The sequence below is a fragment of the Rhodohalobacter sp. 8-1 genome (assembly GCF_038150125.1).
Lineage (GTDB): Bacteria > Bacteroidota > Rhodothermia > Balneolales > Balneolaceae > SW132.
Genome location: NZ_JBBVMF010000001.1, coordinates 212,080 through 239,009, shown reverse-complemented (window position 1 = coordinate 239,009; position 26,930 = coordinate 212,080). Strand labels below are relative to the sequence as shown.

General features: G+C 43.4%; 28 protein-coding genes. 15 read left to right on the top strand and 13 right to left on the bottom strand.

Features of this window, described 5'->3' with window-relative positions:
- Positions 1-61: 61 nt before the first annotated feature.
- From nuoH to AABW11_RS00985, 11 genes are all read right to left on the bottom strand, one after another.
- Positions 62-1,063: an NADH-quinone oxidoreductase subunit NuoH gene (nuoH, locus tag AABW11_RS01035; protein WP_340102637.1), complete on the bottom strand. Its 1,002-nt coding sequence runs from the start codon at positions 1,061-1,063 to the stop codon at positions 62-64.
- Between the two features lie 8 nt (positions 1,064-1,071).
- On the bottom strand, positions 1,072-2,808 hold the full coding sequence (locus AABW11_RS01030) for a molybdopterin-dependent oxidoreductase (RefSeq protein WP_340102636.1): 1,737 nt from the start codon (positions 2,806-2,808) through the stop codon (positions 1,072-1,074).
- Positions 2,809-2,859: 51 nt separating this feature from the next.
- Entirely contained in the window at positions 2,860-4,155 is a 1,296-nt protein-coding gene (nuoF, locus tag AABW11_RS01025; protein WP_340102635.1) for an NADH-quinone oxidoreductase subunit NuoF, read from the bottom strand.
- 5 nt (positions 4,156-4,160) lie between these two features.
- The gene (locus AABW11_RS01020) at positions 4,161-4,691 is read right to left on the bottom strand and encodes an NADH-quinone oxidoreductase subunit NuoE family protein (protein WP_340102634.1); all 531 of its coding nucleotides are present in this window, start codon (positions 4,689-4,691) and stop codon (positions 4,161-4,163) included.
- 4 nt (positions 4,692-4,695) lie between these two features.
- A complete protein-coding gene (nuoD, locus tag AABW11_RS01015) occupies positions 4,696-5,988 on the bottom strand; it encodes an NADH dehydrogenase (quinone) subunit D (RefSeq protein ID WP_340102633.1) in 1,293 nt (430 codons plus the stop codon).
- 10 nt (positions 5,989-5,998) lie between these two features.
- The gene (locus AABW11_RS01010) at positions 5,999-6,511 is read right to left on the bottom strand and encodes an NADH-quinone oxidoreductase subunit C (RefSeq protein ID WP_340102632.1); all 513 of its coding nucleotides are present in this window, start codon (positions 6,509-6,511) and stop codon (positions 5,999-6,001) included.
- Between the two features lie 11 nt (positions 6,512-6,522).
- The gene (locus tag AABW11_RS01005) at positions 6,523-7,005 is read right to left on the bottom strand and encodes an NADH-quinone oxidoreductase subunit B (RefSeq protein WP_340102631.1); all 483 of its coding nucleotides are present in this window, start codon (positions 7,003-7,005) and stop codon (positions 6,523-6,525) included.
- Positions 7,006-7,011: 6 nt separating this feature from the next.
- Entirely contained in the window at positions 7,012-7,401 is a 390-nt protein-coding gene (locus tag AABW11_RS01000) for an NADH-quinone oxidoreductase subunit A (protein WP_340102630.1), read from the bottom strand.
- A 272-nt stretch (positions 7,402-7,673) separates the two neighbouring features.
- Positions 7,674-10,013 carry a transglycosylase domain-containing protein gene (locus AABW11_RS00995; RefSeq protein WP_340102629.1) on the bottom strand — a complete coding sequence of 780 codons (2,340 nt, stop codon included), beginning with the start codon at positions 10,011-10,013 and terminating at the stop codon, positions 7,674-7,676.
- Positions 10,010-10,783, bottom strand: a complete 774-nt coding sequence (locus tag AABW11_RS00990; RefSeq protein ID WP_340102628.1) for a UDP-2,3-diacylglucosamine diphosphatase — start codon at positions 10,781-10,783, stop codon at positions 10,010-10,012. Before AABW11_RS00990 ends, AABW11_RS00995 begins: the two co-directional genes overlap by 4 nt.
- Positions 10,784-10,795: 12 nt before the next feature.
- Complete coding sequence (locus AABW11_RS00985; protein WP_340102627.1) at positions 10,796-11,767, bottom strand: polyprenyl synthetase family protein; 972 nt, start codon at positions 11,765-11,767, stop codon at positions 10,796-10,798.
- A gap of 175 nt (positions 11,768-11,942) precedes the next feature.
- On the opposite strand from AABW11_RS00985, the gene pfkA reads away from it, so the two are divergent.
- The 15 genes from pfkA (at position 11,943) to AABW11_RS00915 (ending at position 24,190) form a co-directional block, all read left to right on the top strand.
- Positions 11,943-12,911 carry a 6-phosphofructokinase gene (gene pfkA, locus AABW11_RS00980; protein WP_340102626.1) on the top strand — a complete coding sequence of 323 codons (969 nt, stop codon included), beginning with the start codon at positions 11,943-11,945 and terminating at the stop codon, positions 12,909-12,911.
- Positions 12,912-12,913: 2 nt separating this feature from the next.
- Positions 12,914-14,200 (top strand): glucose-6-phosphate isomerase, encoded by a 1,287-nt coding sequence (locus AABW11_RS00975; protein ID WP_340102625.1) that lies wholly within the window; start codon positions 12,914-12,916, stop codon positions 14,198-14,200.
- Between the two features lies 1 nt (position 14,201).
- The gene (locus tag AABW11_RS00970) at positions 14,202-14,843 is read left to right on the top strand and encodes a deoxynucleoside kinase (protein ID WP_340102624.1); all 642 of its coding nucleotides are present in this window, start codon (positions 14,202-14,204) and stop codon (positions 14,841-14,843) included.
- A gap of 40 nt (positions 14,844-14,883) precedes the next feature.
- On the top strand, positions 14,884-15,408 hold the full coding sequence (locus AABW11_RS00965; RefSeq protein ID WP_340102623.1) for a YceD family protein: 525 nt from the start codon (positions 14,884-14,886) through the stop codon (positions 15,406-15,408).
- Positions 15,409-15,421: 13 nt separating this feature from the next.
- Positions 15,422-15,601: a 50S ribosomal protein L32 gene (gene rpmF, locus AABW11_RS20055; RefSeq protein ID WP_445263726.1), complete on the top strand. Its 180-nt coding sequence runs from the start codon at positions 15,422-15,424 to the stop codon at positions 15,599-15,601.
- Positions 15,602-15,616: 15 nt separating this feature from the next.
- Entirely contained in the window at positions 15,617-16,600 is a 984-nt protein-coding gene (gene plsX / locus AABW11_RS00960; RefSeq protein WP_340102622.1) for a phosphate acyltransferase PlsX, read from the top strand.
- A gap of 9 nt (positions 16,601-16,609) precedes the next feature.
- Complete coding sequence (locus AABW11_RS00955; protein ID WP_340102621.1) at positions 16,610-17,599, top strand: beta-ketoacyl-ACP synthase III; 990 nt, start codon at positions 16,610-16,612, stop codon at positions 17,597-17,599.
- Positions 17,599-18,483, top strand: coding sequence for an ACP S-malonyltransferase (gene fabD / locus AABW11_RS00950; protein WP_340102620.1), 885 nt, complete (start codon positions 17,599-17,601; stop codon positions 18,481-18,483). Before AABW11_RS00955 ends, fabD begins: the two co-directional genes overlap by 1 nt.
- 1 nt (position 18,484) lies before the next feature.
- Positions 18,485-19,228: a 3-oxoacyl-[acyl-carrier-protein] reductase gene (gene fabG / locus AABW11_RS00945; protein ID WP_340102619.1), complete on the top strand. Its 744-nt coding sequence runs from the start codon at positions 18,485-18,487 to the stop codon at positions 19,226-19,228.
- Positions 19,229-19,347: 119 nt separating this feature from the next.
- A complete protein-coding gene (locus AABW11_RS00940; protein ID WP_340102618.1) occupies positions 19,348-19,584 on the top strand; it encodes an acyl carrier protein in 237 nt (78 codons plus the stop codon).
- 18 nt (positions 19,585-19,602) lie between these two features.
- Positions 19,603-20,847 carry a beta-ketoacyl-ACP synthase II gene (gene fabF / locus AABW11_RS00935; RefSeq protein WP_340102617.1) on the top strand — a complete coding sequence of 415 codons (1,245 nt, stop codon included), beginning with the start codon at positions 19,603-19,605 and terminating at the stop codon, positions 20,845-20,847.
- A gap of 3 nt (positions 20,848-20,850) precedes the next feature.
- Positions 20,851-21,627, top strand: a complete 777-nt coding sequence (rnc, locus tag AABW11_RS00930) for a ribonuclease III (RefSeq protein ID WP_340102616.1) — start codon at positions 20,851-20,853, stop codon at positions 21,625-21,627.
- A 42-nt stretch (positions 21,628-21,669) separates the two neighbouring features.
- Positions 21,670-22,518 carry a thymidylate synthase gene (locus AABW11_RS00925; protein ID WP_340102615.1) on the top strand — a complete coding sequence of 283 codons (849 nt, stop codon included), beginning with the start codon at positions 21,670-21,672 and terminating at the stop codon, positions 22,516-22,518.
- Positions 22,515-22,994, top strand: coding sequence for a dihydrofolate reductase (locus tag AABW11_RS00920; RefSeq protein ID WP_340102614.1), 480 nt, complete (start codon positions 22,515-22,517; stop codon positions 22,992-22,994). Before AABW11_RS00925 ends, AABW11_RS00920 begins: the two co-directional genes overlap by 4 nt.
- Before the next feature lie 104 nt (positions 22,995-23,098).
- Entirely contained in the window at positions 23,099-24,190 is a 1,092-nt protein-coding gene (locus tag AABW11_RS00915; protein ID WP_340102612.1) for a response regulator, read from the top strand.
- 915 nt (positions 24,191-25,105) lie between these two features.
- Here AABW11_RS00915 and AABW11_RS00910 read toward each other — a convergent pair.
- On the bottom strand, positions 25,106-26,359 hold the full coding sequence (locus AABW11_RS00910; protein WP_340102611.1) for an HD domain-containing protein: 1,254 nt from the start codon (positions 26,357-26,359) through the stop codon (positions 25,106-25,108).
- On the bottom strand, positions 26,352-26,792 hold the full coding sequence (locus AABW11_RS00905; protein ID WP_340102610.1) for an acyl-CoA thioesterase: 441 nt from the start codon (positions 26,790-26,792) through the stop codon (positions 26,352-26,354). Before AABW11_RS00905 ends, AABW11_RS00910 begins: the two co-directional genes overlap by 8 nt.
- Positions 26,793-26,930 lie beyond the last annotated feature (138 nt).

The following is a 26,930-nucleotide window of genomic DNA, read 5'->3' as shown; positions in this document are numbered from 1 at the left end:
GATAAGCCAGGCATAAAAAAAGCCGTGACTGTAAATCACGGCTTTAAGAAATTGGGTTAGATCATGCGTAGATAAAGAACAATATCCCGGCAAGTACAATGAAGTTTACAATGCTGATAGGAAGAAGCTTACTCCAGCCAAGTTTCATCACCTGGTTAAATTTAAATCTTGGAATAGTCCATCGAACCCAGATGAAGAGAAACACAAAAAATGCTGTTTTTGCAACAAATACGGTGACATCTAATATGCCTTTAGCCACTTCCGGCATTTCAGGAAGCCAGTATCCTGCAAAGGGGAGATGGTAAGACCCGAAGAAAAAGGTTGTCATCAGCATAGAATTAATCACCACATGCATGTACTCTGCAAGAAAGAACATACCAAATTTCATGGAGCTGTACTCTGTGTGAAATCCGCCAACAAGTTCCTGCTCGGCTTCAACTAAGTCGAAGGGTGTACGGTTACTTTCAGCAAACCCGGCAACAATAAAAATGATTGCTCCTATAGGATTTAAAAAGACAAACCACCAGTTTTCCTGGGCCACTGCTACATCGACCACACTCAGAGACCCAACAAATATTACGACAGAAGCAACAGCCATACCCATTGGCAGCTCGTAACTTATCATTTGAGCTGCTGCCCGGAGGCCGCCAAGAAGAGAATATTTACTGTTTGATGACCAACCCGCAAGCGTCACTCCATAAACACCGAGTGATGCAATAGCAAGCAGGTACAAGACACCGGCGTTGATGTCTGTTGCGTAGATTCCATCGCCAAACGGGATTACAGCTACTGTCATTAGTGCCGTAATAACGGGGATAACAGGCGCAATTGTGTGAAGCAAGCGGTAGCTATTATTCGGTGTTACATCTTCTTTTAAAAGAAGCTTAACCACATCGGCAATGGGCTGTAAAAGGCCAAGCGGCCCTACACGGTTTGGTCCTACTCTGTTTTGAATGAATGCAGCCACGCGGCGTTCTGCATACACGGCGATTGCAGCAGAATTCAGCAACATAAAAAGAGCTATTCCAAGTACAATATATGAGGTAACGGTAACTTCAGCCATTCCTTAACTTATGATTTAACTCTGTTTTTGATTGATGTAAGGTCTATTCCGAATCTCTCATCCATTGCTTGAAAAGAAACGCCTTCAAACGAAGGGTTTTGTTCAGCAATATCAGAAATAATATGCCGGCTATTCTCAAACCTGAGGTCCAGACCAAGCCTGTCAGAGAGTTCGTTTGCAATATTCCATAGCGGCAGGCAGTCCACTTTATTTTCTTCGGTGACCCAGTTGTCAAAACTGGTTCCGTACCTGTCGAGCCTGCCTTCAGACATTTCTATGTCAAGGCGGCGATTTGAATATTTTGTCTCTTTGGCGGGTACGGTTCGCTGAATACGGTGATCTACATTTACGTAGCTTGCTGCATGTTCTGCAGCCGTTGTAATTGGAATCACAAGATCAGCTTGTTTGGCAGTTTCTGTTTTATTGGTCGCAAACATAGTTACATATGTATTGCCAAAAACACTGCTCTGAAGTGCTTCCCGGTCGACAAGGTTGTCATTCAAAAGGAGAACAAGTTCTGCTTTTTTGATTTTCTCTGAAAGATCTTCGCTGGTTAGCTCATTAAGACCGAGCAGGCGGCACCCGTTCGTATTCGGAGCCTGATCGTCTGAGAGCAAAAAGTCGTCTCCGGCTCCGTCAATTATGTGAGGCGAAAACACGGGTGCAGAACCTGAAAGCAGATTAGAGAGCGCCATCAGAACAAAATTTTCCTCAACGGAGGCATGTGCAGACCCGACAAACAGAATCTTATCTTTATCGGTTCTTTCAATCTGTTCTGCCAGGGTTGCAAATGCGTTGTTCCACGAGGACTGTACCTGTTCGCTATCCAGTTTCTGTGACGGACGAGAGACGCGGTTTTCGTTAAAAATTGTATATGCATCCCGGGCTGTGTCTGGTATCCAATAATCGTTTACAGATTCGTTATGTCGCGGAGTAATTCTAAGAACGAGATTGTCGCGCGTCCAAAGGTCAATGTTGCAGCCTTTGCCGTTAGAAATATCTATGCTCGGCGTTTGATTCATTTCCCATACGCGGGCTTTAAACCGAAAATCTGAGGAGGTTAGCGCTCCAACCGGGCAAATATCAATGGTGTTCATTGAATACGCGTCATCAAATTCGCGCCCGGGAGCTGTTACGGGATAGTTTTTATCACCACGCTGTACAATTGTAAGCTGTTTTGATTCACTGATTTCATCTGTGAATCGAACACAACGCGTACAGTTTATGCATCGCTCGGCATCCAGTGTGACACGAGGTCCAAGCTGAACCCGCTTGGGTTTGTGAACTTTTTTGACCTCAAAGCGGCTGCCTTCCGGACCGTATTTGTACGTTTGAATCTGTAACGGACATTCACCAGCCTGATCACAAATAGGGCAATCCAGCGGATGATTAGCTAAAATAAATTCAAGCGTATCTTTTTGAGCCCGTTCTACAAGATCGTCGGTTTCTTGGGTATGAACAACCATCCCTTCAGACAGCTGTGTATTACAGGACGTCTGAAGTTTTGGGAACCATCGAATGACTCGTTCACCATTTTCATCCAGCTCAAATTCTCCGGTTTCCCGATCTTTTACGGGTGTCCCCACCTTTACCATGCACTGCCTGCAGTTGGCGGGTACCGACATGGATGGATGATAACAGAAGAAAGGAACTTCGAGCCCCTCATCTAAAATGAATTGCAGCAGACTTCCGTCTTTATCACTGTCAAATTCATATTGGTTTCCGTCAATTATTACTTCAGGCATCTTTGGAAATTGTTGGTTTTGAATTTCTGATCTGCCGTTGAGCAGATTTATCTATGCTACAGCGTGTACTGATTTCTTACATCTCGCTTCAAATTCGTCCCTGAAACGATTGATGGTGTGGCGAACGGGCCAGGCTGCTGCATCAGCGAGCGCGCAAATCGTGCGCCCTTCCATTTGGGTCGTGATATCGAGCAGAAGGTCAAGATCTTTAACTTCGCCATTGCCATTTTTAATTTTAAGCAGAATTTTTTCAAGCCAACCTGTACCATCGCGGCAGGGGGTGCACTGCCCACAAGACTCATGATGATAGAAATGGGCAATTCTCCAGAGCATATCCACCATATTGGTATCTTCATCCATCACAACCATACCGGCTGTTCCAAGCATAGTACCTACTTCCCGAAGGCTGTCGCTATCCATGGTTACGCCATCAAGTTGGTCGGCTCTGAGAATTGGGGTTGATGAACCGCCGGGAATGACGGCTTTCAGCTCTTTGCCATTCCGCATGCCGCCGGCGACGTCATTAATAAGATCTAAAACGGGGACACCTGACGGTAGTTCATATACACCGGGACGATTTACGTGCCCGGAGATTCCGTAGAGAACCGGTCCGGGGTGATTTTTGGCCCCAATACCGGAGAACCAGTCAGCACCTTTATTGATTACAGAGACCACATGAGCCAATGTTTCAATATTGTTAATTGTGGTTGGGCGTCCCCACAGGCCTTTTTGGGCTGGAAAAGGCGGTTTTACACGAGGATAGCCGCGTTTGCCCTCAAGCGATTCAAGCATGGATGTTTCTTCACCGCAAATATATGCACCGGCACCGGAGTGAACATAAAAATCGACGCTGTAATCAGTGCCAAAAATGTTCTCGCCGATAAATCCTTTTTCATATGCATCATCGATCGCTTTCTGCATCATGTCGATGTAGTCTTTATACTCACCCCGGATGTACACGTAAATGGACGTGATTTCCATGGCATAGGCAGCAATTAGTGCGCCTTCGATAAAGACGTGTGGATTGTACTCAAAAATCTTCCGGTCTTTAAATGTGCCCGGCTCTGATTCATCCCCGTTACAGGCAAGATATCGTGGTCCGCCATCGGCGGGAGGCATAAACGACCATTTGAGGCCTGCGTTAAAACCGGCCCCGCCGCGTCCGCGAATATTAGCTGCTTTTACTTCGTTAACGACATCTTTTGGCTCTTCCCATTTTTTCTTATCAGTAAGCACTTCCTTAAATGCACTGTAGCCGCCATTTTCCTGGTACACATCAATCTTGTGCAGGTCTTTGACATTTGGGATCAATACAGGCTCAAAATTTTTCCAATCAGCTGAACTCATAATACTTAATTGACTTTACGGAGTGGCATTCTAATTTGTTCGTACTCGGGTTCGTTGCCCTCTTTCAAGGTTTCAATCAGCTTATCTACTTTTTCTTCGGTAAGATTGTTTACATACTTCCCATTTGTTACCTGTAGCATCGGGGCATACCCGCAAGCACCGAGGCATTCAACCTCTTCTACAGAAAACATACCGTCATCTGTAGTTTCGCCCGCTTTGATTCCGAGTTTATCCTCAAGATAGTTGAGAATATCGTATCCACCGCAGAGCTGGCAGCTCAGACAGGTGCAGACGTCAAGTACGTATTTGCCTTTCTTCTCTTTGTAATACTGGGTATAGAATGTAGCAACCCCGTGAACGTGGGCTTCCGGCAAATCCAGTGTATGTGCAACAAGCCGCTGAACTTCTGGTTCAACATGCCCAAATTTATTTTGAGCCAGCCATAACACAGGCAGTGTAGCCGGTAAAACTTCCGGATACTTTGCCTTAATTTTTTCAATTTCTTTTAGATCTTTTTCGTCGAATTCGTAAGTCATAATCTTATTTATCTGCTTCGCCCATTACCGGATCGAGTCCGCCAATAATTACTACTGTGTCAGCTACCATTTCACCATCCAGAATATTCTCTAATACCTGAAGGTTAGAAAAGGAAGGAGCATTAATTTTCATTCGCCATGGATGGCCGGTGCCATCACTTTGTATGAAGTAGCCCAGTTCTCCTTTTGGAGCTTCTACGGCATGATAGGATTCTGCACCTTCCGGAGGGCAAATTCCGGTATCTGTCATCATAAAGTCGTGAATCATGCCTTCCATCGAATAATAAACTTCATCTTTGGATGGGTAGGCCTGTTTTGCGTTATCAGTTCGGACGGGGCCTTTCGGTAGTTTATCGATGCATTGCCGTATGATTTTAATGCTCTCGGCCATCTCTTCCATCCGTACAAAATACCGGGCCAGGTTATCGCCTTCGAGTCGGGTCGGTATTCCAAATTCTACCTCGTCGTATCGAGCATAAGGCTGAAATTTTCTAATATCATATGCATATCCAGATGCACGCAGAACGGGCCCTTTCGCGGCAATATTTAGTGCATCTTTTGTCTTGAGGACGCCAACAGCTTCATTCCGGTCAAAGAACAATCTGTTTCTGTCGAGAAGTTTGTGATAGTCTTTTAATTCGTTTGGAAAAGATTGAGTGAACTCTTTAATCGCCCCCATCGCTTCGTCGGTGATGTCGTTAGCAACACCGCCAATTCGTGCGTGAGACACCGTAAACCGGTGCCCTGCCAGGCGATCCATGATATCATATATCTTTTCTCTCTCCTTGAATGTCCAGATAAAAAATGAAACGGCACCGGCATCCATCACCATGGTTCCAAGCCAGAGCAAGTGAGAAGATATTCGCGCAAGTTCGCATCCAATCATGCGGATGTAATGAGCACGTTCCGGCACTTCAACGTTTGCAATTTTTTCAACAGCCGTACATAAAGCTACATTGTTGCTGTAAGGGGAGAGGTAGTCCATACGATCAGTGTACGGCATGAACTCTTGATACGTCTTATTTTCAGCAATTTTTTCAACCCCCCGGTGCAGGTATCCAATATCAATCTTAGCTTTTTCAATTGTTTCGCCATGAAGCTGGAGTACCAGACGAATCACGCCGTGAGTAGCAGGGTGCTGGGGCCCCATATTCAATATCATTTTAGAGCTCAGCGGATCTCCATCATCCATCTGTTCGATGGTAGTATGTTTATCTTCCAGGCTTTGATAGAGCTGTTTTTGATGCTCTTTAAAGAAAGTGGCTTGTACCTTGGATTGAATATCAGATAGTTTCATAAATCAGCTATTATTCTGTATCCGGGGTTGTGTTGGGCAGTTCAATGGATCCCTGAATACCAAGTAGGGGAAATTCTTTTCGCAGCGGGAAATAGTCAAAATCTTCGGGCAGGAAGATTCGGCGATGATCGGGGTGTCCGTTAAAACGCACGCCAAACATATCGTAAACCTCACGCTCCATCCAGTTTGCCGCTTTCCAAACAGTGCTGACCGTATTCAAAACAGGAGCTTCCTCTTCACAACGAACTTTGAGGAAAAGCCGGGTTTGATGTTTCATGCAAACGAGATTATAGATCACTTCAAACCGTTCATCAGACGTATAACGGTCTGTACCGGCAATATCTGTCAGAAATACAAAATGATGCTCATCTTTCAGGTAGCTACATACCTCAACAAGAGCGTCAGCTTCAATGCGAGCAAATGTATCACCGGTTGACTGGTAGACTTCGATCAATTTTTCAGTAAACTGATCAGAAAGACCGTCAATTGTTTTCTGTAAAGATTCATTTAATTCTAAAGCCATGGGAATATCTGTTATGTATCAAGCATCACTGAGTGTTCAGTTTTTATCTTGTCCTGAATCTTCATGAGAGCATGAAGAACAGCATCAGGACGTGGCGGACAACCTGAAATATATGTATCAACAGGCAGGAAATTATCAACACCCTGCACAACGCCATAGCAGCGGTGCATACCGCCGGTAGATGCGCAAGCACCCATGGCAATACACCATTTTGGATCGGGCATTTGATCCCATATTCGACGAATGGCGTGAGACATTTTATAAGTACACCAGCCGGCAACGATCATTACGTCACTTTGACGCGGTGAAAATCTCATTACCTCAGACCCAAAACGGGCAGCATCATATTTTGGTCCTGCAAATGCCATCATTTCGATTGCACAACAGGCCAGGCCCATCGGCATCGGCCATGCTGCATTTGCCCTTGCCCAGTTGACCAGGGAGTCAACCCGGCTTGTTAAATAACCTTCTCCAAGTGCGCTTTCTACACCCATAATAATCTACTGTTTAGTTGCCTTAAATTTGACGTTTTTCATGTCCCAGTCCAGCGTTCCTTTTTTGAGCGTGTAGACGAGACCGATGAATAACACTACTATAAATATCAGCATTGCAAAGAACGTTCCTGCATCTTTATCTAAAAAAGCGACCGCCCATGGATAAACAAACACGACCTCGAGGTCAAATACGATAAACTCCATCGCCACCAGGTAAAATGCAATAGAATAACGTTCACGGGCTTCACCAACGGGATCCATTCCGCTTTCGTAAGCTTTGAGCTTCGTTTTGCTTGGTCGGTACGGACCTAATATACGCGAAAGAGTCATCAGGAGTACGGCAAGGACTGCCGCTACGCCGAGTAGTATGAAAACAGGATAATATTGTTCTAACATAGCTGTCTTTGGGACGTTGTCAATAAAGTTTATGCCAACACTGTCTAATTGAGCTTAGCCTGTGAATAAGGCATCTAATATAGGACGTTTTTGAGCCAATTTGGAACGTTTTTTTTAAAATTTTAAGACATCCCGGGCGACTGAAATTACACTCATAAAAGTGAGTATACGCCCGGAGATCACAGCAGAAGGTGAGCTTAAATTATAAGCTATAAAAACGAATTGTTTAATGAGTGATAATTGCTGGGTAGCTTACAGGGCAACAAATTATATTACCAGCCAATACGTCCACGTCGTTCATCGATCTGACCATTATCACTGTTGGGGTCTTCAGGCATAATGAATCCAGGTGGAGGGCTAAATGAGTCATAACTCCACGGAGTTTCCGGGTCGTCTTTGGCATAGTTAATAAATGTGCCCACAATTGGGAGCGCGGTACGCGCACCCTGGCCAATACTGGCTGGATCATCCTGAGGGAACCGGACACGGCGATCTTCGCCGCCCACCCATGACCCCATTACAATGTGAGGCATCATGGCCACAAACCAGTTATCAGCACTATTTTGGGTAGTACCGGTTTTTCCTGCAATATCCTGCTGGACGTTGTAGACGTTTCTCATTCGAACGCCGGTCCCGTGATATCCATCACCGCCGCGGATGACACCCCGCATCATATCAATCATGATGTATGCGGTTTCCGGGCTGATGACTTCTTGTCTCATTTCTGAAAAGTACTCCACAAGCACATTGCCTTCTTTGTCTTCAATACGGGTAACGGCAATAGGGTCTATATGAACACCCTGGTTGGCAAATGTCGTGTAGGCACTTACAAGCTCGAGTAAGCTGACTTCCGCCGTACCAAGAGCAATCGATGGATAATCACCTGGTACAGTGCTCATGTCTATCCCAAGGTCCGACGCCATTTCTCTGATTTTTCGTGCCGCAGGAATCAAGTCTTTTGCCCTGTTTGTTCCCGGGGCCCCGGCGATTTCAGGAAGAAGTCTTACAGTTACATTATTGAGGCTGCGGGCGAGGGCATCTCGCAACGGGACCATTTCAGGTCCCGAGGGCACTGAGCTGTCTTTTGGATTCCATATCCGGCCGGATTGTTCAATAAAACTCGTGGGATACTTAGAAAATTTGTGGTAGGGCATGTACCCGTTATCCACGGCAATGGAATAAACAAAGGGTTTAAACGTAGATCCGGCTTGTCGGCGTGACTGGTACACGTGGTCATACTGTTTTTGGCCATAATCCAGGCCGCCTACCCAGGAAAGAACACTGCCGTTATTTGGATCGATGGCAACAAAGCTGCTTTGAAGTCTTGTTCGAGCGCGTTTCACCGAGTCAACATAGGCGGAATCGGCCGTGAGCTTTTCAAATACGACAGATTCCTGATCTGTATTATATTTGCTAAATCCGTTTTTGTAGCGGTCTGTTTCCCGCATAAACTCGCGCAAAAATGAAGGGTACTCCTCCCAGAAAAGGTCCATATATTCGCCATCCGGGCTTGTCCACTCTTGTTGAAACTCGACCTGGAATTCGGCTACATTTTCTTTAACGGCCTGTTCGGCGTGGCGCTGCATTCGCGAATCGATGGTGGTATAAATGGTTAGTCCGTCTGTATAGATATCGTACCCGTTTTCTTCTGTCCATTCCACAACTTTTTGCCGGACAAACTCGCCGAAATACCTGCTGTCGCGTCCTGAACGTGATGGTGGCTGGTAATTAAGTGCTACTTCTTCGGGTGATAAATTCTCATACATCTCATCGGTTATAAAATCACGCCGGAGCATTTGGCGAAGCACCACATTCCGTCGTTCTTTGGATCGCTCCGGGAAAAGTCTTGGGTTATAGGCGTGAGTTGCCCGCAGCATTCCCACCAGCATTGCCGCTTCGGGCACGGTAATATCATTGGCAGGCTTGTTAAAGTGTGTTTGCGATGCAGATTCAATTCCAAACGTACTATTGGCAAATTCTACAGTATTGAGGTACATCTCAATAATTTCCCGCTTGGTATAGTTTTGTTCAATTTGAATAGCGGTGAGCATCTCGCGGAGCTTTCGAGTTACCGAAACCTCTCGGCCGATTTTTTTATAGAGATTACGAGCAAGCTGCTGACTGATAGTTGAACCGCCTTGTAACCGTCCCTGGAGCCAGTAAACGGGCAGGCCAAGCAATCGTTTCATGTCAATTCCCCAGTGAGAATAGAATCGGTGATCTTCGGTAGCTACCAGTGCATCTACTATATTAGGAGAGATCTGCTCGATGGGGACATACGTTCTGTTTTCAGTAAAATACCTGTCCAGTACAACGCCATCCCGGCTTTTAACGACTGAGGCAATCGCTGTTTGCGGGTTTTCAAGTTCCTGTATAGACGGCAATCCCCGAGACAGATAGTACGTGTAACCAACTGCCATCAATAATAATATAGCAGCTGCTGATAGACCCCAGATTAAAAATTTCTTTCCGTTCGCCTGTTTTTCATCTGCAGGTGAACTATCCTGAGACTCCTCATCACGTTGCTTTTTGCGCTCAGCTAAAATCTTTTTTCGATAGACCGGGTCATTAAAGTATCGCTCGCGGTCAAAATTATTGGAATCGTTACTCATAAATTGGCAGCTTTTTTATAGCGGTGTTCAAATGGGTAGAGTGTTTTTTGTGTCGCATCCCACACAACGAGTTCTAACACGCCATTGTTGTAAATTGATACGGTTCTATCTTTAAAAAACGTCCCTAAATTAATATAAGTGCCATGCGTAAAATTAATGACACGGGGTTGATGGTCATGTCCCGAAATGACAATATTATAATCAGTTGTTTTCAGAAAATTGTCTGCCCAGTTATCTAAAACAGACGGATCGCAAAATGCCCTTCGTTTGCTATAGTCAGAAAAGGCTTTCATTACCCGCATACCTGCTTTAGGCGGCAGAATTGATTGATACAGCTTTACGAACATTTTGTTTCTCAATAAGCGATGCATCCATGGGCGAGGCAGGTTAAAGGTTTCATCTTTCAGCCCGTCGCCATGATGTAGAAACAACCGTTTACCATATAAAGAGAGATCAAAGAATTCGTTGCTTACGTTAAATCCAATCTCACTAAAATATCCATTTGTCCAGTTGTCGTGATTACCGGTGATGTAATTAACGGGCGCTACCTTTTTTGCATATCTGTGCAGGCAGTCCAGAACTTCCTGGCCCAACTGCGGCCGCCATGACGGGTATTCCATCCAATAGTCGAACAGATCTCCCAAAATGTGTATTTGAATATTCTGATCGGCGCAATGCTGAATAAGTGAAATAAGATCGCGCTGAACAATGCGATCTACATCGTCATCAAAAGCACCAATATGTACATCCGATAAGAAAAGGTGGCTCATTGTGCCGATTACTTATTTTTTGCGGTTTATGATATACGTAACAAGATTCTCAAAATCTTCGAGTCCGTTCTCAACAGGAAGCTCATGAAGTTGCGTCAGTGCTTTATCAGCAAATGCTTTCATGGAAATCGTTGCATTGTCGAGTCCGTTTTTATCGTGAACAAACTCGACAATTTTATTGATATCTTTATCGCTCTTCTTCCTCTTTTTCATAAGACGCCTGATTGATAATGTCTCAGTATAAGAGGCCTGTTCAAAAGCTTTGATTAGCGGAAGGGTAACTTTACGTTCCTGAATGTCGTTTCGCTTGGGTTTTCCAACATCATCGAGGCCATAATCAAATAGGTCATCTTTTATCTGAAATGCAATGCCAATATTCAGCCCGATCTGTTTCATAGCCGCGGAAATTTCCGGGTCATCGGTCGCTGCTGAAGCCCCGCACTCGCAACAAGCTGATATCAGACTCGCCGTCTTCTCCGAAATGATCTGAAAATACCGCTCTTCGGTCATATTGAACAGCTTTGCCGTTTTAAGCTGACGCAGCTCACCTTCACTCATTTCTTTTACGGCGTTTGAGAGTATCTGAAGCATGCTGTACTCCTCATTATCCAGGGCGATGAGCAGTCCTTTTGAGAGCAGGAAATCACCAAGGAGCACACCTGCTTTGTTCTTCCATAGTTTATTTATGCTCAGGAACCCGCGCCGTTTATCCGCCTCATCCACAACATCATCGTGAATAAGTGTAGCGGTGTGCAGCAGCTCAATCATGGTTGCTGCAATGTAGCTTCTGCGGTCAATCGGGCCAAACATCCGGGCACTCATAAACACAAGTGTAGGGCGGATCTCTTTACCTTTTTGGCGCAACAAATACCGCATGATCTTGTCGAGCAGATAGATATCCGTATCGGTTTGGTCCCTGAAAAAATCCCGGAATATCCGCAGGTCGTCTTGTATGGGGGTTGTAATATCGCTAAGTGAATTCAACGAATATATTTGTTCTAAAATTTAAGTCGGTTATTACCCGTCTGGGCGTAAAATGTAATCGATTGGAAGTTAATCAGATAATTTAATGATTGCAGACATTAAAAAGTTGCGATATGATGAATGTGTACTTAGTTTATCAGCTTATTTAATTTTACAACAAAATATCATAATTCCATTGAAAACAATAGGTGTTCTAACAAGTGGTGGTGATTCTCCTGGTATGAACGCTGCTTTTCGAGCGGTGGTTCGCACTGCATTTACTGAAGGATTTGAAATTGTGGCTTTCAGGCACGGATTTAAAGGCCTTATCGAAGGGAATTTTAAGAAAGTAGGGCCAACCGATGTATCCAATATTATTCAGCGTGGAGGAACAATATTAAAATCAGCGCGCTGCGACGAATTCCGCACTGAAGAAGGGCGGGCTAAAGCAGCTGAGGTGCTCAAGGATGAAGGAATTGAAAATCTTATTATTATTGGCGGCGATGGTTCTTTCCAGGGGGGCACACTCCTGGCAAATGAACACGATATTTCTGTCATTGGTATACCTGCAACAATTGATAACGATCTTGTGGGGTCTGATGAAACCATTGGATACGATACGGCCTTAAACACGGCTATGGACGCCATCGATAAAATCCGTGATACAGCCGATGCTCACGACCGTTTGTTCCTGGTTGAGGTGATGGGGCGTGATGCCGGATTCATCGCGCTGGAAACCGGTATCGCTGGTGGTGCCGAGCTTATTCTGTTGCCGGAATCTATGACGAATATTGATGAAGTTCGCTCCAGCTTGAACGATGTTCTGAAAGAACAGCGCAGAAGCAGCCTTGTTGTTGTAGCTGAAGGCGATGAGACCGGTGGCGCCCTGAAACTATCTGAAAAGCTTCGGGATGATTTTTCAAAATATGAGATGCGCGTTTGCATCCTTGGCCACGTACAGCGCGGAGGCGGCCCTACCGCACGAGACAGAGTTCTTGCCAGCAGACTGGGTGCGGCAGCCGTGAAAGCCATTAAAGACGGTCATAGTAAAGTTATGGTGGGAATCGTAAACAATCGCATTAAAATTACTCCCCTGAAAATGACGTTTGGTAAGCGAAAAGATATTAATTTTGAACTGCTTGAATTGTCAAAAACACTTCGATAAATATGATAGATGTAGATATTGACGGTACTAAAGAATTCATGTCAGACATAGAGCTTGAGCAGTCTGTATTAAATGCCAAAAAAGCTTTTCAGAAACTCAAAGAAGGAGCAGGTCCCGGCAGCGAATGGCTTGGGTGGCGACGGATTTTAAAAGCTCCCAATGACGCAGAGCTTGATAAAATTGAACAGCATGGTGCTGAAATCCGTAAAAATGCAGATATTTTCATCGTTTGTGGTATCGGGGGGTCTTATCAGGGAGCCCGGGCAATTATTGATGCACTGCAAAAGCCTTTTTCTGAATCTAAACCTGAAATCTACTTTGCGGGTCATCATCTGGGCGCTCGATATCATGAAGAACTAATTGATTATATCAGCCGTCCGAAGGAAGATGGAAGCCGTAAAAGTGTATACCTTAACGTGATATCAAAATCCGGATCCACACTTGAAACCGCTATTGCATTCCGGATGATCAGAAAGTGGATGCACGAGGTTTACGGAGACGAGGCTAAATCCAGGATTATCGCAACAACGGGTGCTGAAGGGGGGATCCTCAATAAAATTATTGAAGAGGAAGCATACTCGAAATACGTTATTCCTGACGATGTAGGCGGTCGTTTTTCCGTTATGACTCCGGTAGGACTCCTGCCCGTTGCAGTGAGTGGACTCGACATTAAGACACTATTTTATGGTGCAGTTGCTGAATTTGAAAGCAGGGAGAAGGAGGCCGGAAATATATTAGATTATGCAGCAGTTCGTCATCATCTCCATGAAAAAAATATCAAGCTTGATGTAATTAGTTCGTTTGAGCCGGAACTAAAAGAGTTCTGCAACTGGACTCAGCAATTGCTTGGTGAAAGTGAAGGAAAAGAGGGGAAGGGGTTATTTCCAGCTGTTGCATCTTACTCAACAGATTTACACAGTATCGGGCAGATGATACAGCAGGGCAGGCGCAATATAATGGAAACGATGATTACGGTTGAAAAACCTGTTTCTGATTTAAAGTTAACGCCATCAGAATCTAAAACGGACGGTTTGGATTACCTGGCCGGCAAGTCTCTTCACTATATTAATAAAAGTGCACAAGACGGAACGTTCCAGGCGCATTTAGAAGGTGGTGTGCCGGTGGTGAAAATTGGGCTTGGTAAACTTAATGAACAACAGCTTGGACGACTGATCTATTTCTATGAATTGTTAACAGGTATCTACGTTTACATGCTCAACGTAAATCCATTCAACCAGCCCGGCGTTGAAAATTATAAGAAGGCGATGTACAAACTTCTTGGAAAATAAGATGGCAGACATCACTACCGGAAACGGGCGGTACATTGCTGTAGCGGGAAATATTGGTGCCGGAAAATCTTCTCTTACTGGATTGCTGGCAAATAAATTCGGCTGGGATCCGCATTATGAATCAGTTGATAATAACCCCTATCTCTCAGATTTTTACGAGGATATGAGACGATGGAGTTTTAATCTTCAGATATATTTTCTTTCAAGCAGATTTCAGCACCAAAAAGAGATGCTCAGCAATAATACCGATATAATTCAGGATCGAACGATTTATGAAGATGTTGAGATTTTTGCCAAAAATTTACATAACATGAATTTGATGAGCGACAGAGATTTTAAAAATTACTCTGCTCTTTTTCATCAAATGAGCCACTATTTAAGGCCACCTGATTTATTGATTTACCTTCGGGCTGAAGTTCCCACTCTCGTTAAGCAGATTCAGCAGAGAGGCCGGGATTATGAGAACTCCATCCGGATTGACTATCTTGAAAAGCTGAATAAACTTTATGAAGATTGGATTGACCGTTATGGCCACGATAAACTCATTATCAATACGGATAACCTCGACTTTGTAAATAGTAATGAAGATTTAGGTAAGGTCATTGAGCTCATAGAACAGCGACTGTTTGGACTATTTAACTAATTGCTTTCGTAGGCTTAGTTCTGTATTTTAAGTGGCTATTGTGGATACGCAAAAATTAACATTCGACATACAAGAAATACCCGAAGGCCAGAGCCATAAAACAGCTCAACTACCGGAGGATTATTTCGACCTCAAAGATGGTGCCAGGCTGATTGAAGCTGACGTATCGATCTCTTTTTACAGAACAGATCACTTTGTAAAAGTATCTTTTGAGGTAAATAGTAAAGTGGAGTTAACTTGCGATCGCAGCCTTGATACATATATTGATACTATTGAAGGCTCTTTCGATATTCTTTTTGAACCCGGTGAGGTTGAAGAATCAGAAACAGTAAAGAGTGCCGTTCGGCAAATTCCTTCAAATGAATTGGTATTAGATATAGAGGAAGAGGTTAGAGATACAATAATTCTGAATATTCCGGCAAAAAAAATTCATCCGAGGTATTACGATGAAGAAGGAAAGCCTGAAGATTTTGGAGTTGCCCGATTTGGGGATATAGAAGACCCTGATGAAGAGCAAAAAATTGATCCCAGGTGGGAAGAACTTAAGAAACTAAAGAAGAAATAATACAACTTATTAAATGGCACATCCTAAGCGAAAGACATCCAAAGCACGCAAAAACAAACGTCGTGCACATCAAAGCCTGAATGATATTACATTGGCTGAGTGCTCCAATTGCGGAGCAATGCACAGGTATCACCATGTATGCATGGAATGTGGGTACTACAGAGGTCAGCAGGTAATACAAAAGTCTGAATAACATAAATTTAATTTCATGGTTATTGCTGTAGATGCAGTAGGGGGAGATCACTATCCCAAAAATCCAGTTTCAGGCGGTATTCAGGCACTCAATGAGATGCCAGAACTCAAGCTTTTGTTTGTTGGTCCGGAAAGCCTAATAAAAGAAGAGCTTGCCAGACATGAGTATGATTCGGCGCGTGTTGATATTCTTCACGCACCTGAAATCATATCTATGCAGGACTCTGCGTCAGCGGTACTGAAAGAGAAGAAAAATTCTTCCATTACACTTGGACTTCAGTCCCACAAAGCCGGCGATTGTCATGGATTTGTGAGCGCTGGACACACTGGTGCTCTTTTAACAGCTTCTACAGTGTTTCTCGGGAAAATTGAAGGCGTATATCGTCCTACAATTGCAGCAATATTTCCCACTATAAATGGCGTCAGGATTTTGATAGATGCCGGTGCAAATCTCACCCTGAAAGAGGAGATGTACTATCAGTTTGCCGTTATGGGAAAGATCTTTACCGAAGAGATTTTAAAAGTTGATAATCCCAAAATTGGCCTTCTTAATGTGGGTGAAGAGTCAGAAAAGGGCACAGAACTCTTGAAGGCTTCCTATCTGAAGTTAAAGGAACTGGATAATTTTGTAGGAAATATCGAAGGCAAAGATATACTTAATGCGAAAGCCGACGTCTTTCTTACAGATGGTTTTACCGGGAATATTCTGCTAAAATTTGGGGAATCCATTCCTGACGTGATGCAGAAAATGGTTAAGGAACAACTTGATCTCATATCTGCAGATTCTGACCTGCAAAAGCAGGTTTTTCAGATTCTTACTAAAGCCATGCACACGTTTGACTACGAGCAAATTGGCGGTGTGCCATTTTTAGGGGTCAATGGTGTCAGCTTCGTGGGGCATGGAAACAGCTCCGTTTTGGCCATTAAGAATATGATAAAAAGTGCGATGCAGTGTGTCGATCACGAAGTGAATAAAAAAATTAAAGCCTCTTTAAACTAATCCTATTTCATGTCCTCAGTTCATGCTAAGATTTCAGGTGTTGGTAAGTATTTGCCAGAATATGTACTTACCAATAAAGAACTTGAAACGATGGTTGATACCAACGACGAGTGGATCAAATCTCGGACAGGAATCTCTGAACGGAGAATTTTAAAAGGCGACAATTTAGGCACATCATATATGGCTGAACGTGCAGCCAATGCAGCTCTTGAAGATGCAGGCGTAGACGCCGACGAGATTGATGTGATTATTGTTGCCACTGTGACTCCGGACTATCTTTTTCCGGCAACTGCCTGCCTGGTACAAAAACGAATAGGGGCATCAAATGCCTATGCATTTGACTTATCGGCTGCATGTTCAGGATTTCTCTTTGCCCTCTCTACCGGTGGAAATTTTATTGAATCAGGCCGCGCAAAAAAAGTTCTTGTGATCGGAGCTGATAAAATGAGCTCCATTATTGATTATACCGATCGCACGACCTGTATACTTTTTGGCGATGCAGGTGCTGCCGTAGTTCTTGAAGAAACACAAGAAGAGACGGGCATCATTGATTATATTCATCACACTGAGGGCGATGAAGACTGTATGCTCTATCAGCCCGCGGGCGGAAGCGTTCGGCCAGCCACCAAGGAAACGGTTGAAAAAGATCTTCACTACATCCGCCAGGATGGACGGGCTGTGTTTAGAAAAGCAACTGAAGGAATGTCTGATGTGTCTCTCGAGATAATGAAGAAGAACGATCTTGCTCCCCAAGATGTCGCCTGGCTTGTACCCCATCAGGCCAACTTAAGAATTATTGACGCTACGGCTCGCCGCATGGGGATTGACAGAAATAAGGTGATGATCAATATTGATAAGTACGGAAACACAACCTCAGCGACGATTCCACTGTGCCTGGTAGATTGGAAAGATCAGTTGAATGAGGGCGATAATTTAGTACTTTCTGCCTTTGGCGGTGGTTTGACCTGGGGATCAATCTATTTAAAATGGGCAATGTAATGAAAGCATTTATTTTTCCGGGACAAGGCTCTCAGTCTGTTGGTATGGCTAAAGAGCACTTTGAGACCGACAGTGACATAAAACAACTTTTTCTCAAAGCGAATGATCAGCTTGGGTATAACCTGTCAGATATTATGTTTGAGGGCCCGACTGACAAGCTTATGCAGACAAAATATACGCAGCCAGCTATTTTTCTGCATTCAGTAGCACTCTTCATGCAAATGGACGAGGAGCCTGATGCAGTGGCCGGCCACAGCCTCGGCGAAATTTCGGCTCTTGTGGCCTCTTCCGTTATTGATTTTGAAACCGCTCTCGATCTTGTTAATCTGCGCGGAAATCTTATGCAGGAAGCCGGTGAGGTTCATCCCGGTGGAATGGCCGCTATCATTGGCATGGATGACGAGGTGGTGGATACTATCTGTGAGAAAGCAACGGCGGAGATTCAAAAACCTGTGGTAGCGGCTAACTATAACTGTCCGGGTCAACTTGTGATTTCCGGAGACGTTGATGCCGTTAAAAAAGCTGTTGATCTGGCAAAAGAAGAAGGGTGCCGTCTGGCTAAAATATTGCCTGTTAGCGGTGCATTTCATTCACCATTGATGAAACCTGCGCTTGAAGGGCTGCAAAAACGTCTGGAGGAGATTTCATTCAATGATCCTGAATGTCCTTTATACAGTAACGCCACAGCAGAACCTACGCAGGATGCTAACACAGTGAAAGAGAATCTGATTGCACAGCTAACCTCACCTGTAAAATGGACACAGACACTTCGCAATATGGGGAGCAACGGAATTACGGATTTTGTAGAGATTGGTCCCGGGAAAGTATTACAGGGACTCGTGAAACGCACCATTTCAAACGCAAATATATCAGGCCGTCAGTAATATGGATTTAAAAGGAAAAAACTGTTTAGTTACCGGTGGAAGCCGCGGAATTGGCCGCGTGATTGCAGAACATTTTGCCTCACTGGGAGCCAACGTCGCTATTACTTATTCAAGCTCTGCAGATGCTGCAAGAGCGGTGGTTGAGGCTATATCTGAGCATGATGTAAAAGGGAAGGAGTACCAGGCAGATGCAGTCGATTTTACCAAAGCTGAAGAGGTCATCGCCTCTGTTGTTGAAGAGTGGGGCTCGCTGGATGTGCTGGTCAATAATGCCGGTATCACGCGTGATAACTTAATCCTCCGAATGAATGAGCAACAGTGGGATGATGTGATTAACACTAATTTGAAGAGTGTATTTAATTATAGTAAAGCCGCGACAAAGCCGATGATGCGGGCCAAAGGAGGCTCAATAATTAATGTTGGTTCTGTGGTAGGTATATCAGGAAATGCCGGACAAAGCAATTATTCAGCCTCGAAAGCCGGGATTATCGGATTTACCAAATCTTTTGCCAAGGAACTTGCAAGCCGTAATATAAGGGCTAATGTTGTAGCACCCGGATATATTTTGACGGAAATGACCGGACAGCTTGATGAAAAAGTTTTAGAATCCATTGAAAAAGAAACACCACTGGGACGCGCAGGAGACCCTGAAGAAGTATCGAATATGGTGGTATTTTTAGCATCAGATCTTAGCAGCTACATTACAGGCGAGGTTATTCGCGTGGATGGCGGCATGGCAATGTAACGACCTTTTTATATATCTGATAATCAATAACGCAAAGCGTGTTATTTTTCGATTAGATGTTGTATTATAGCCACACAAATAATTTTCAATTAACACTAACTAATAAAACACAGATCGTAATGTCACAAGACGTAGAATCAAAAGTAAAAGCAATTATTGTAGATAAACTTGGCGTTGATGAATCAGAGGTAGTAACTGAGGCTAACTTTACTAACGACCTCGGCGCAGATTCTCTTGATACCGTTGAGTTGATCATGGAATTTGAAAAAGAATTTGATCTAAGTATCCCGGACGAGGATGCAGAAAACATTGCAACTGTAGGCGATGCAGTTACATATCTTCAAGAAAAATCATAAGCTGAATATTCAGATATAATGACTGGACGTAGAGTAGTTGTAACAGGTATCGGAGCTTTGACACCGGTAGGCGATACAGCCCCGGATTTTTGGAATGGGCTTGTCTCAGGAAAAAGCGGGGTCCGAACTATAGAGCACTTCGATACTACCGATTATCCTACAAAGTTTGCCGGGCAAATCGAAAATTACGACTCAAGTAATTATTTTGAGCGTAAAGAAGCCCGCAGGCTTGACAATGTTTCCCAGTACGGCCTCATAACTGCTGACGAAGCAATTGAGGACAGCGGTGTTGACCTGGAAAAAATCAACAAAGACAAAGTTGCCGTTATTGTTGGTACAGGTATAGGTGGGATGAAAACATTTTACGACCAGTCAGTGTCGCATCACGAGCATGGCCCTAGAGGGGTTAACCCATTCTTTATTCCAATGTTAATTCCCGATATGCCCGCTGGCCATATATCTATCAAATATGGATTTCGTGGCGCGAATTATTGTGCAGTTTCAGCCTGCGCAACCGGATCGCAAAACATTGGTCTTGCTTATGATACTATCAAGTATGGTCAGGCTGATATGGCGGTTTGCGGCGGTACTGAAGCACCTGTATGGCAGATAGGAGTGTCCGGATTTAGTTCAATGAAGGCACTTTCACGCCGTAATGATGAACCTGCAAAGGCATCCCGACCTTTTGATAAGGATCGGGATGGGTTTGTACTGGGCGAAGGTGCCGCTATGATGTTTATTGAATCTCTTGATTCGGCTATTGAACGGGGCGCTCGTATTTACGGAGAAATCGTAGGGTATGGTTTTTCTGCTGACGCTCATCATATTACTGCACCCGATCCTGATGGAAATGGTGTGACACTTGCTCTGAATGGAGCACTTGATATGGCGGGCATCAAGCCGGAGGACATCGATCACATCAATATGCATGGAACATCAACTCCTTTAGGGGATTTAGCTGAATCAAATACTATAAAAAAAGTATTTGGTGACCACGCTTATGAGATTAATCTGAACTCCACAAAATCAATGACAGGGCATATGCTGGGGGCGGCCGGGGCTGCGGAATCAATTGCCGCATTGCTTACGACCTATCACGGCATAATTCCTCCTACAATCAACCAGGAGACCCCGGACCCTGAGTGCGACCTGAACTACACACCTAACGAATCTGTAGCCAGAGACGTGAAGTATGCGATGAATAACGCATTTGGCTTTGGCGGCCATAATACTACTCTTATCTTTAAAAAATTCGATGATTAACAGATGCTGGGAAGATTAAAGAAGTGGTTTGCATCTTCAGAAGGTCAATTTCACGAATCATCTTCCCGCATTTCTAAACTCGAATCTTACCTTGGGTTCTCTATACCGGATGAGCACAGAGGTGTTTACCTGCGTGCCTTGCGTCACCGCTCAATCATTGACGGTAAAAAGGTACAGCCTCATGAGACGTACGAACGGCTTGAATTTCTTGGCGATGCAGTACTTGATCTTATCGTAACTGAGATTATTTTTGAACGATATCCGGTAGCCAACGAAGGTTTCTTAACGAAGCTTCGTGCCAAAATTGTCAGAGGAAAAACTCTTGCTCACCTCGCTAAAAAGATGAAAATCAACGAGGTGATGGAAATTGGTGAAAGGGCGTCTGGACAGGGAATAGATGTTTCAAAAAGCGTGCTGGCGGATCTGTTTGAAGCGATTGTTGCCGCGGTATATTTGACAAAAGGCTATCAATTTGCATATTCATTTGTTGAAGAACTGCTAATGACCCATATCGATTTGGAATCGATAGAACGTAAAGCTGATAATTATAAAAGCACTCTCATGGAGTATCTGCAGGGGCTTAATCAACCACTGCCGGAATATAAAGTGATTGATGAAGAGGGTCCGGCTCACGACAAAATTTTCACTGTCGGTGTATATCTTTCCGGTACATTTGAATCGCAGGGTAAAGGCAAAAGCAAAAAAGAAGCAGAGCAGATGGCTGCGGAAATCGCACTACAGAATCTGAGAGATCGAGAAGATCGAGAGGGTTCAGTTTGAGCTGAAGTGGCTGTAACATCAAAAAATTAATTCTATTTCTATATGAAACAGTATCTCGACTTGGTTGAAAATGTACTCACCAATGGTGTGAAAAAGGATAATCGAACGGGTACACCGACGATATCGTGTTTTGCCGAAAATTATAAGGTAGATTTGGCAGACGGATTTCCTCTTTTAACAACGAAGAAAGTTTATTTTCGGTCGGTTATTCTGGAACTACTTTGGTATCTGCGCGGAGAAGATCACATTCGATGGCTGCGTGACGAGAAAGACTGCCATATTTGGGATGCCTGGGCAGACAAAGATGGGTATGTGGGTCCGATTTATCCCACCCTCTGGCGAAGATTTCCAAATCTAAAGTCATCTGATGGGTTCTCTTACCCCGGAAAGGGAAGCAAAGAAAGTACGGAGTGGATGTATGATGAATTTGACCAGGTGCAGCGGGCGATAGATATGCTTAAAACAAATCCCAATAGCCGTCGGATTGTAGTAAGCGCCTGGCATCCGGGTGTGCTTGATGAAATGAGGCTTCCGCCTTGCCATGTAATGTACATTTTTAATGTTTCTGATGGAAAACTCAATTGTCATTTAACTCAGCGATCAGGTGATATAGCTCTTGGAATACCTTTTAACCTTGCCTGTTACTCGGCTCTGACTTCGACAATTGCACAAGAAACTAATTTGAAACCGGGAACTTTTGCTCATACAATTGTCGATGCGCATATTTATGAAAATCACATAGATGGTTTAAAAGAGCAGTTAAACCGGGAACCGCGGCCTTTACCACAGCTTGATATTGCAGATAAGCCGATAGACAAACTTCAGTTCGAAGATTTTTCTTTGAAAAACTATAATCCCCACGACCCAATAAAATTCCCGGTGGCTGTATGAGAATAGCCATAATAGCCGCCCACGATCCTAATTTAGTCATTGGCAAAGACGGAAGCTTACCATGGCATTATAAAGAAGACCTCTCGTTCTTCAAGAAAACGACCATGGGACATCCGCTGCTAATGGGGCGGATAGTGTTCGAGGAACTCAACGAAAAACCACTTCCCGGGCGAGAGGCTGTTGTTTTGTCGCGATCGAAATCGTATAGCCATGTCCCTACATTTACTACTATTTCGGATGCGCTGGATTATCTTAAAGATTTAGATAAAGAGAAGGTGTATGTGATTGGCGGCGGTGAGATTTACCGGCAGATGATGGATATGGCTGATGAACTTATTATTACAGAAATACATGAGTCATTCGAAGGAGATACTTTTTTTCCAGAATACAGAGACAAAATAGGTGATGTCTGGAAGGAAGTTTCGAGGGATGATTATAATAATTTATCCTTCGTAAAATATGAGAGAATAAAGTAGATAAGTCCTTTCTATCCTTTTAGTTATACAATTAAAAAAGACTAACTGAAAACACGTTTTAAAGCCTGTATGTTACGGAAAAATCACTCCGTAAATACAGAACTTTGGTTAGCGACATATTAAATTTTTTCTTATTAAATGAGATAGCACTGTATGGCTGGCCTGTCCAAATCATACTTATAGTTCTTGTTATTGCACTCTCACTAATACTGCTTTTCATTGTTCGCAAAAAGAATAAAACGGAAGATTTATATCTCACCCGAAGGGAACAGACAAACTTTCTAAAATCAATTCTGGATCACTCTGGCACAAGCAGTGCTATTATTGATTCGGAAGGTATAATTCGGTACGTAAATTTTGGATTTGAAGCCTTATTTAATCCAAATGAATTGCCGCTGATTGGAAAGAACATTAAAGACATACCTCAGCTAAACAAGCTTGAGAGATACTTCAATAAAGAGATGGCCTCAGTTGTACCTGTACAAGGACATGATGACGTTTCTTATATGGTCAAATATTTTACTGTAAAAGACAACGATCAACACATAATGGGGCGATTCTTGAAAATGTTACCGGATGTTCAAAACAGAGAAAATGCGCTGGATTATGATTTGTCTCATGAATTGAAGACTCCCCTGCACGCGGTTCTCGGTTTCTCTGAATTGCTTAAAAAGGATGACAACTTAACGTCTGAACAGGATAAGCTGCTGGATAAGATTATCTATCATTCAAAACAGCTGGACGACAAAATAAAGAGCATTGTGGGGTCTGAAGAAGAGTCTGCTGATGATGGTGATGAAATTTCATCACAAACAACCGGTAAAAAGATATTGGTAGTTGATGATGTCTCTATTAACAGGACTCTCCTAAAGCTGATGCTGAAGCGATATGGGCTTGATGTACAGGAAGCTTCAAATGGTGAGGCCGCACTGAATATCCTTGAGTCTTGGAAAGCAGACACAATTCTTATGGATTTAAGTATGCCTGTGATGGACGGCATAGAGACAGTTAAAGCAATCAGAGCTCAAAAAACCCAAAAAACGCAGCCGAAAATTATAGCAGTTACAGCGACCCAGCGGTATTCAAGAGGTGAGTTAAAAGATGTTGGATTCGACGACCTGATGCAAAAACCATTTAAAGAGGAAGATTTACTACCCCGCCTTGGAATCGAAATTGATGAAAACGAGTCAAATTAATATTCTATTCAAAAAGTTTGATCATAAATCGTTCGGGTCTATGATGATCGGTGTGGGTAATTTATTCTTATGATCTAATCACAATAGAGTAAAGTAGAGTAGAGCCAAAAAAATAGTAATTGAAGAATGCACCTTATTAGTACAGGACACCTTTGGCCTTGAAAGAATTGGCGGTCAAAGGAGCTGTAAGATATGCGGGGACCTTTTATCATATCGCTTCGCGTTCAAAAGATGAGCGGCGAGGAACCGGTTAACCATCAAGACGCGTGGCGGACCATTTATAAAGGTAGCAGTGAGATTGCGTGACCGCGTCTCCCGACAGCTGTCAGGATCACAGCCTTGATTTTTTCACCGCAGGTATCCCTTCGGGAGGTTCGGTTTGCCACGACTAGGGGCATCAGGCGAAATGAACAGAACTCTCTGTTGATCTGGATGCGTCAGTTAAAACTCAGATATAATTCACAGGAAACATTATGTCACCTAACGTATCAACTCAGACATTTGATCGATTATCAATATCAAGCAATCAAATCATAAGCTATTCATGTTTCCTTGATACTTTCCCTAGGGACAGGTGAACGGTCACCCCGCTAAAGCAGGACTAAAAGAAGAAAGTATCAAAAACCCGCGGCTAAAGATTTGCTCCGGCGGGCACATTTGATCACTTTGCCCCGTATAAGGGATCCCTTTGGGGCGATGCAAAAACGAAGGTCTGTATCGCTTTGTCACTGTAAATTATATTCGGCCGGTAAGTTTTTACACCCATCGCATGCGTGTTAGAATTTGCAGACACCACCTGCACAAATCAGAGGCCGGGTAGCTGAACAGCCTCAACACTTTTATCAGCAATTAATTACACGACCCATACAGATCAACATAGAGTCAATCTTTCTGAGACTCGTACAATAATCGGTATCAGGTTTTTACGCTTTTCAAATGCACGATGTAGGGTTTAACCACAGGTTGTGTTAAAGCGATGATATGTCTCGTATCGGCTGCTTTAGAAAACTCAACCGCTTTTTTTTTGCCTTCAAGAATCCATATGCTCTCACTCTCATACTTATAGGCTTCACTAAAACTCTTATCCACATCATAATAGTATGATGCCGAGAGGTCATCACTTGGCAAGCCATTTTTTTTCAGATGAGACTTGGTTTGCTTCTTCACGTTTTCAAGTTTAGCCGAAATATTTTTTTCGGACACAAATGTGGTTCTGTAGAGTTTACGCTGCAGAAAACGTGAGGATAGATCTCTAAGAATCGGATCGGATGACTCTGCCCAGCTTTTAATACTGATAAGCACATCATGATCGTCCAGCGCCATGTAATGAACCATCGTTGAATCAGATATTGATTTCAACGCGGATGGTTTTTTTGATAAAAAATACGCCAGGTGCCGGGAGGGTGTTTCTACTTTTTCACCACTATCTAACAGATATTCTACGCGTTTAAATATGTTTTTCAGTAAAGAATCGGCACTTAACACGGTTTTATGCAGATATACTTGCATGTACATTAGACGCCGAGACAGAATATAATTTTCAATTGCGTAGATACCCTTCTTTTCTATCACAACATTTCCATTAAAGACCCTCATTGTCTTTAATATCCTGTTAATACCAACGGAGCCTTCCGAAACACCCGTAAAGAAACTATCACGTTTCAGATAATCGAGGCGGTCAATATCGAGCTGGGAAGAGATAAGCTGATGGAGAAATTTCTTTGGATACTGATCAGTAAAAATTTGAATGGTTGTTTCTAGCTCTCCTTCAAACTGTTTATTGAGCTCTTGCATGATTTTCAAGCTCATCTGCTCATGCGTGAAATCGTCAATTAGTGTATGCTCAAGTGTATGAGAAAAAGGGCCATGCCCCACATCATGAAGTAAAATAGCGATGAGTGTTCCGCGAATTTCGGCATCACTTATTGTTGTGTCTTTTTCAATCAGATTTTTCAAAACTCGCTGACACAACTCAAGAGCGCCAAGTGCATGAGAAAAACGGGAGTGCTCCGCTGCGGGAAATACCAGGTATCCAAGTCCAAGTTGTCGTATTCGCCGAAGTCTCTGAACATATGGATGATCGATCAGGCGCAGAATGATACCTTTTGGAACGGTTATAAACCCGTGAATCGGATCACTGAAAATTTTGTACTGACTGCTTTTATCCATTTCTTGAACCTTTAAACAAATACCGCTCCGCGTTATCTATTTCAGGTAGTCGGGCTGGACGTTTACTGGACGTGTTGTACCATACACCTGTTGTTTTTGCGATTGCTTTTAATTTGTCGTTATTCGAGAATAGGGCCTGTATTCCAATAACGCTGCTATTACCTATTGATTCGAGCGAACTGCCAATAATCAGCGATTCTCCATATTCTACCGGATGAATGTACTTTAAGTCGAGATGGGCAAGCACAAAACTAAATCCTTGATTCATCGATTTTCTTAGTTCCGGAACAGCCTGAATAAAGCTAATCCTGGCTTCTTCGAAATAGGTGTTAAAAACTGCATTGTTTACGTGCTGCAGAGGATCAAGATCTCGGAAACGTATGTGAATGGATGTCTCGTGAAAGAAGTCATTTCGCTTGTAATTGTGCGTCATGTTCGAATATCAGGTTAAGTGAGTCCGGTGGAACATACAACTTTCTGGATTTAGATTTTAGTAGGCAAGACCATTAATCCGATAGCAAATTATCCGTTAATCATAAGTGGATTAATTCACCGACCCTCTGGGTCGGAA

Bases quoted from the DNA above. Each gene is read 5' to 3' on its own strand.
- rnc (WP_340102616.1), top strand. From the start codon at position 20,851: ATGCTGGGAAGATTAAAGAAGTGGTTTGCATCTTCAGAAGGTCAATTT.
- AABW11_RS00975 (WP_340102625.1), top strand. From the start codon at position 12,914: ATGATAGATGTAGATATTGACGGTACTAAAGAATTCATGTCAGACATA.
- fabG (WP_340102619.1), top strand. From the start codon at position 18,485: ATGGATTTAAAAGGAAAAAACTGTTTAGTTACCGGTGGAAGCCGCGGA.
- AABW11_RS00920 (WP_340102614.1), top strand. From the start codon at position 22,515: ATGAGAATAGCCATAATAGCCGCCCACGATCCTAATTTAGTCATTGGC.
- fabD (WP_340102620.1), top strand. From the start codon at position 17,599: ATGAAAGCATTTATTTTTCCGGGACAAGGCTCTCAGTCTGTTGGTATG.
- AABW11_RS01000 (WP_340102630.1), bottom strand. From the start codon at position 7,401: ATGTTAGAACAATATTATCCTGTTTTCATACTACTCGGCGTAGCGGCA.
- AABW11_RS00940 (WP_340102618.1), top strand. From the start codon at position 19,348: ATGTCACAAGACGTAGAATCAAAAGTAAAAGCAATTATTGTAGATAAA.
- AABW11_RS00995 (WP_340102629.1), bottom strand. From the start codon at position 10,013: ATGAGTAACGATTCCAATAATTTTGACCGCGAGCGATACTTTAATGAC.
- AABW11_RS00910 (WP_340102611.1), bottom strand. From the start codon at position 26,359: ATGGATAAAAGCAGTCAGTACAAAATTTTCAGTGATCCGATTCACGGG.
- nuoD (WP_340102633.1), bottom strand. From the start codon at position 5,988: ATGAAACTATCTGATATTCAATCCAAGGTACAAGCCACTTTCTTTAAA.
- AABW11_RS00905 (WP_340102610.1), bottom strand. From the start codon at position 26,792: ATGACGCACAATTACAAGCGAAATGACTTCTTTCACGAGACATCCATT.
- AABW11_RS01005 (WP_340102631.1), bottom strand. From the start codon at position 7,005: ATGGGTGTAGAAAGCGCACTTGGAGAAGGTTATTTAACAAGCCGGGTT.
- plsX (WP_340102622.1), top strand. From the start codon at position 15,617: ATGGTTATTGCTGTAGATGCAGTAGGGGGAGATCACTATCCCAAAAAT.
- AABW11_RS01010 (WP_340102632.1), bottom strand. From the start codon at position 6,511: ATGGCTTTAGAATTAAATGAATCTTTACAGAAAACAATTGACGGTCTT.
- AABW11_RS01030 (WP_340102636.1), bottom strand. From the start codon at position 2,808: ATGCCTGAAGTAATAATTGACGGAAACCAATATGAATTTGACAGTGAT.
- nuoF (WP_340102635.1), bottom strand. From the start codon at position 4,155: ATGAGTTCAGCTGATTGGAAAAATTTTGAGCCTGTATTGATCCCAAAT.
- AABW11_RS00990 (WP_340102628.1), bottom strand. From the start codon at position 10,783: ATGAGCCACCTTTTCTTATCGGATGTACATATTGGTGCTTTTGATGAC.
- AABW11_RS01020 (WP_340102634.1), bottom strand. From the start codon at position 4,691: ATGACTTACGAATTCGACGAAAAAGATCTAAAAGAAATTGAAAAAATT.
- AABW11_RS00925 (WP_340102615.1), top strand. From the start codon at position 21,670: ATGAAACAGTATCTCGACTTGGTTGAAAATGTACTCACCAATGGTGTG.
- nuoH (WP_340102637.1), bottom strand. From the start codon at position 1,063: ATGGCTGAAGTTACCGTTACCTCATATATTGTACTTGGAATAGCTCTT.
- AABW11_RS00955 (WP_340102621.1), top strand. From the start codon at position 16,610: ATGTCCTCAGTTCATGCTAAGATTTCAGGTGTTGGTAAGTATTTGCCA.
- fabF (WP_340102617.1), top strand. From the start codon at position 19,603: ATGACTGGACGTAGAGTAGTTGTAACAGGTATCGGAGCTTTGACACCG.
- AABW11_RS00970 (WP_340102624.1), top strand. From the start codon at position 14,202: ATGGCAGACATCACTACCGGAAACGGGCGGTACATTGCTGTAGCGGGA.
- rpmF (WP_445263726.1), top strand. From the start codon at position 15,422: ATGGCACATCCTAAGCGAAAGACATCCAAAGCACGCAAAAACAAACGT.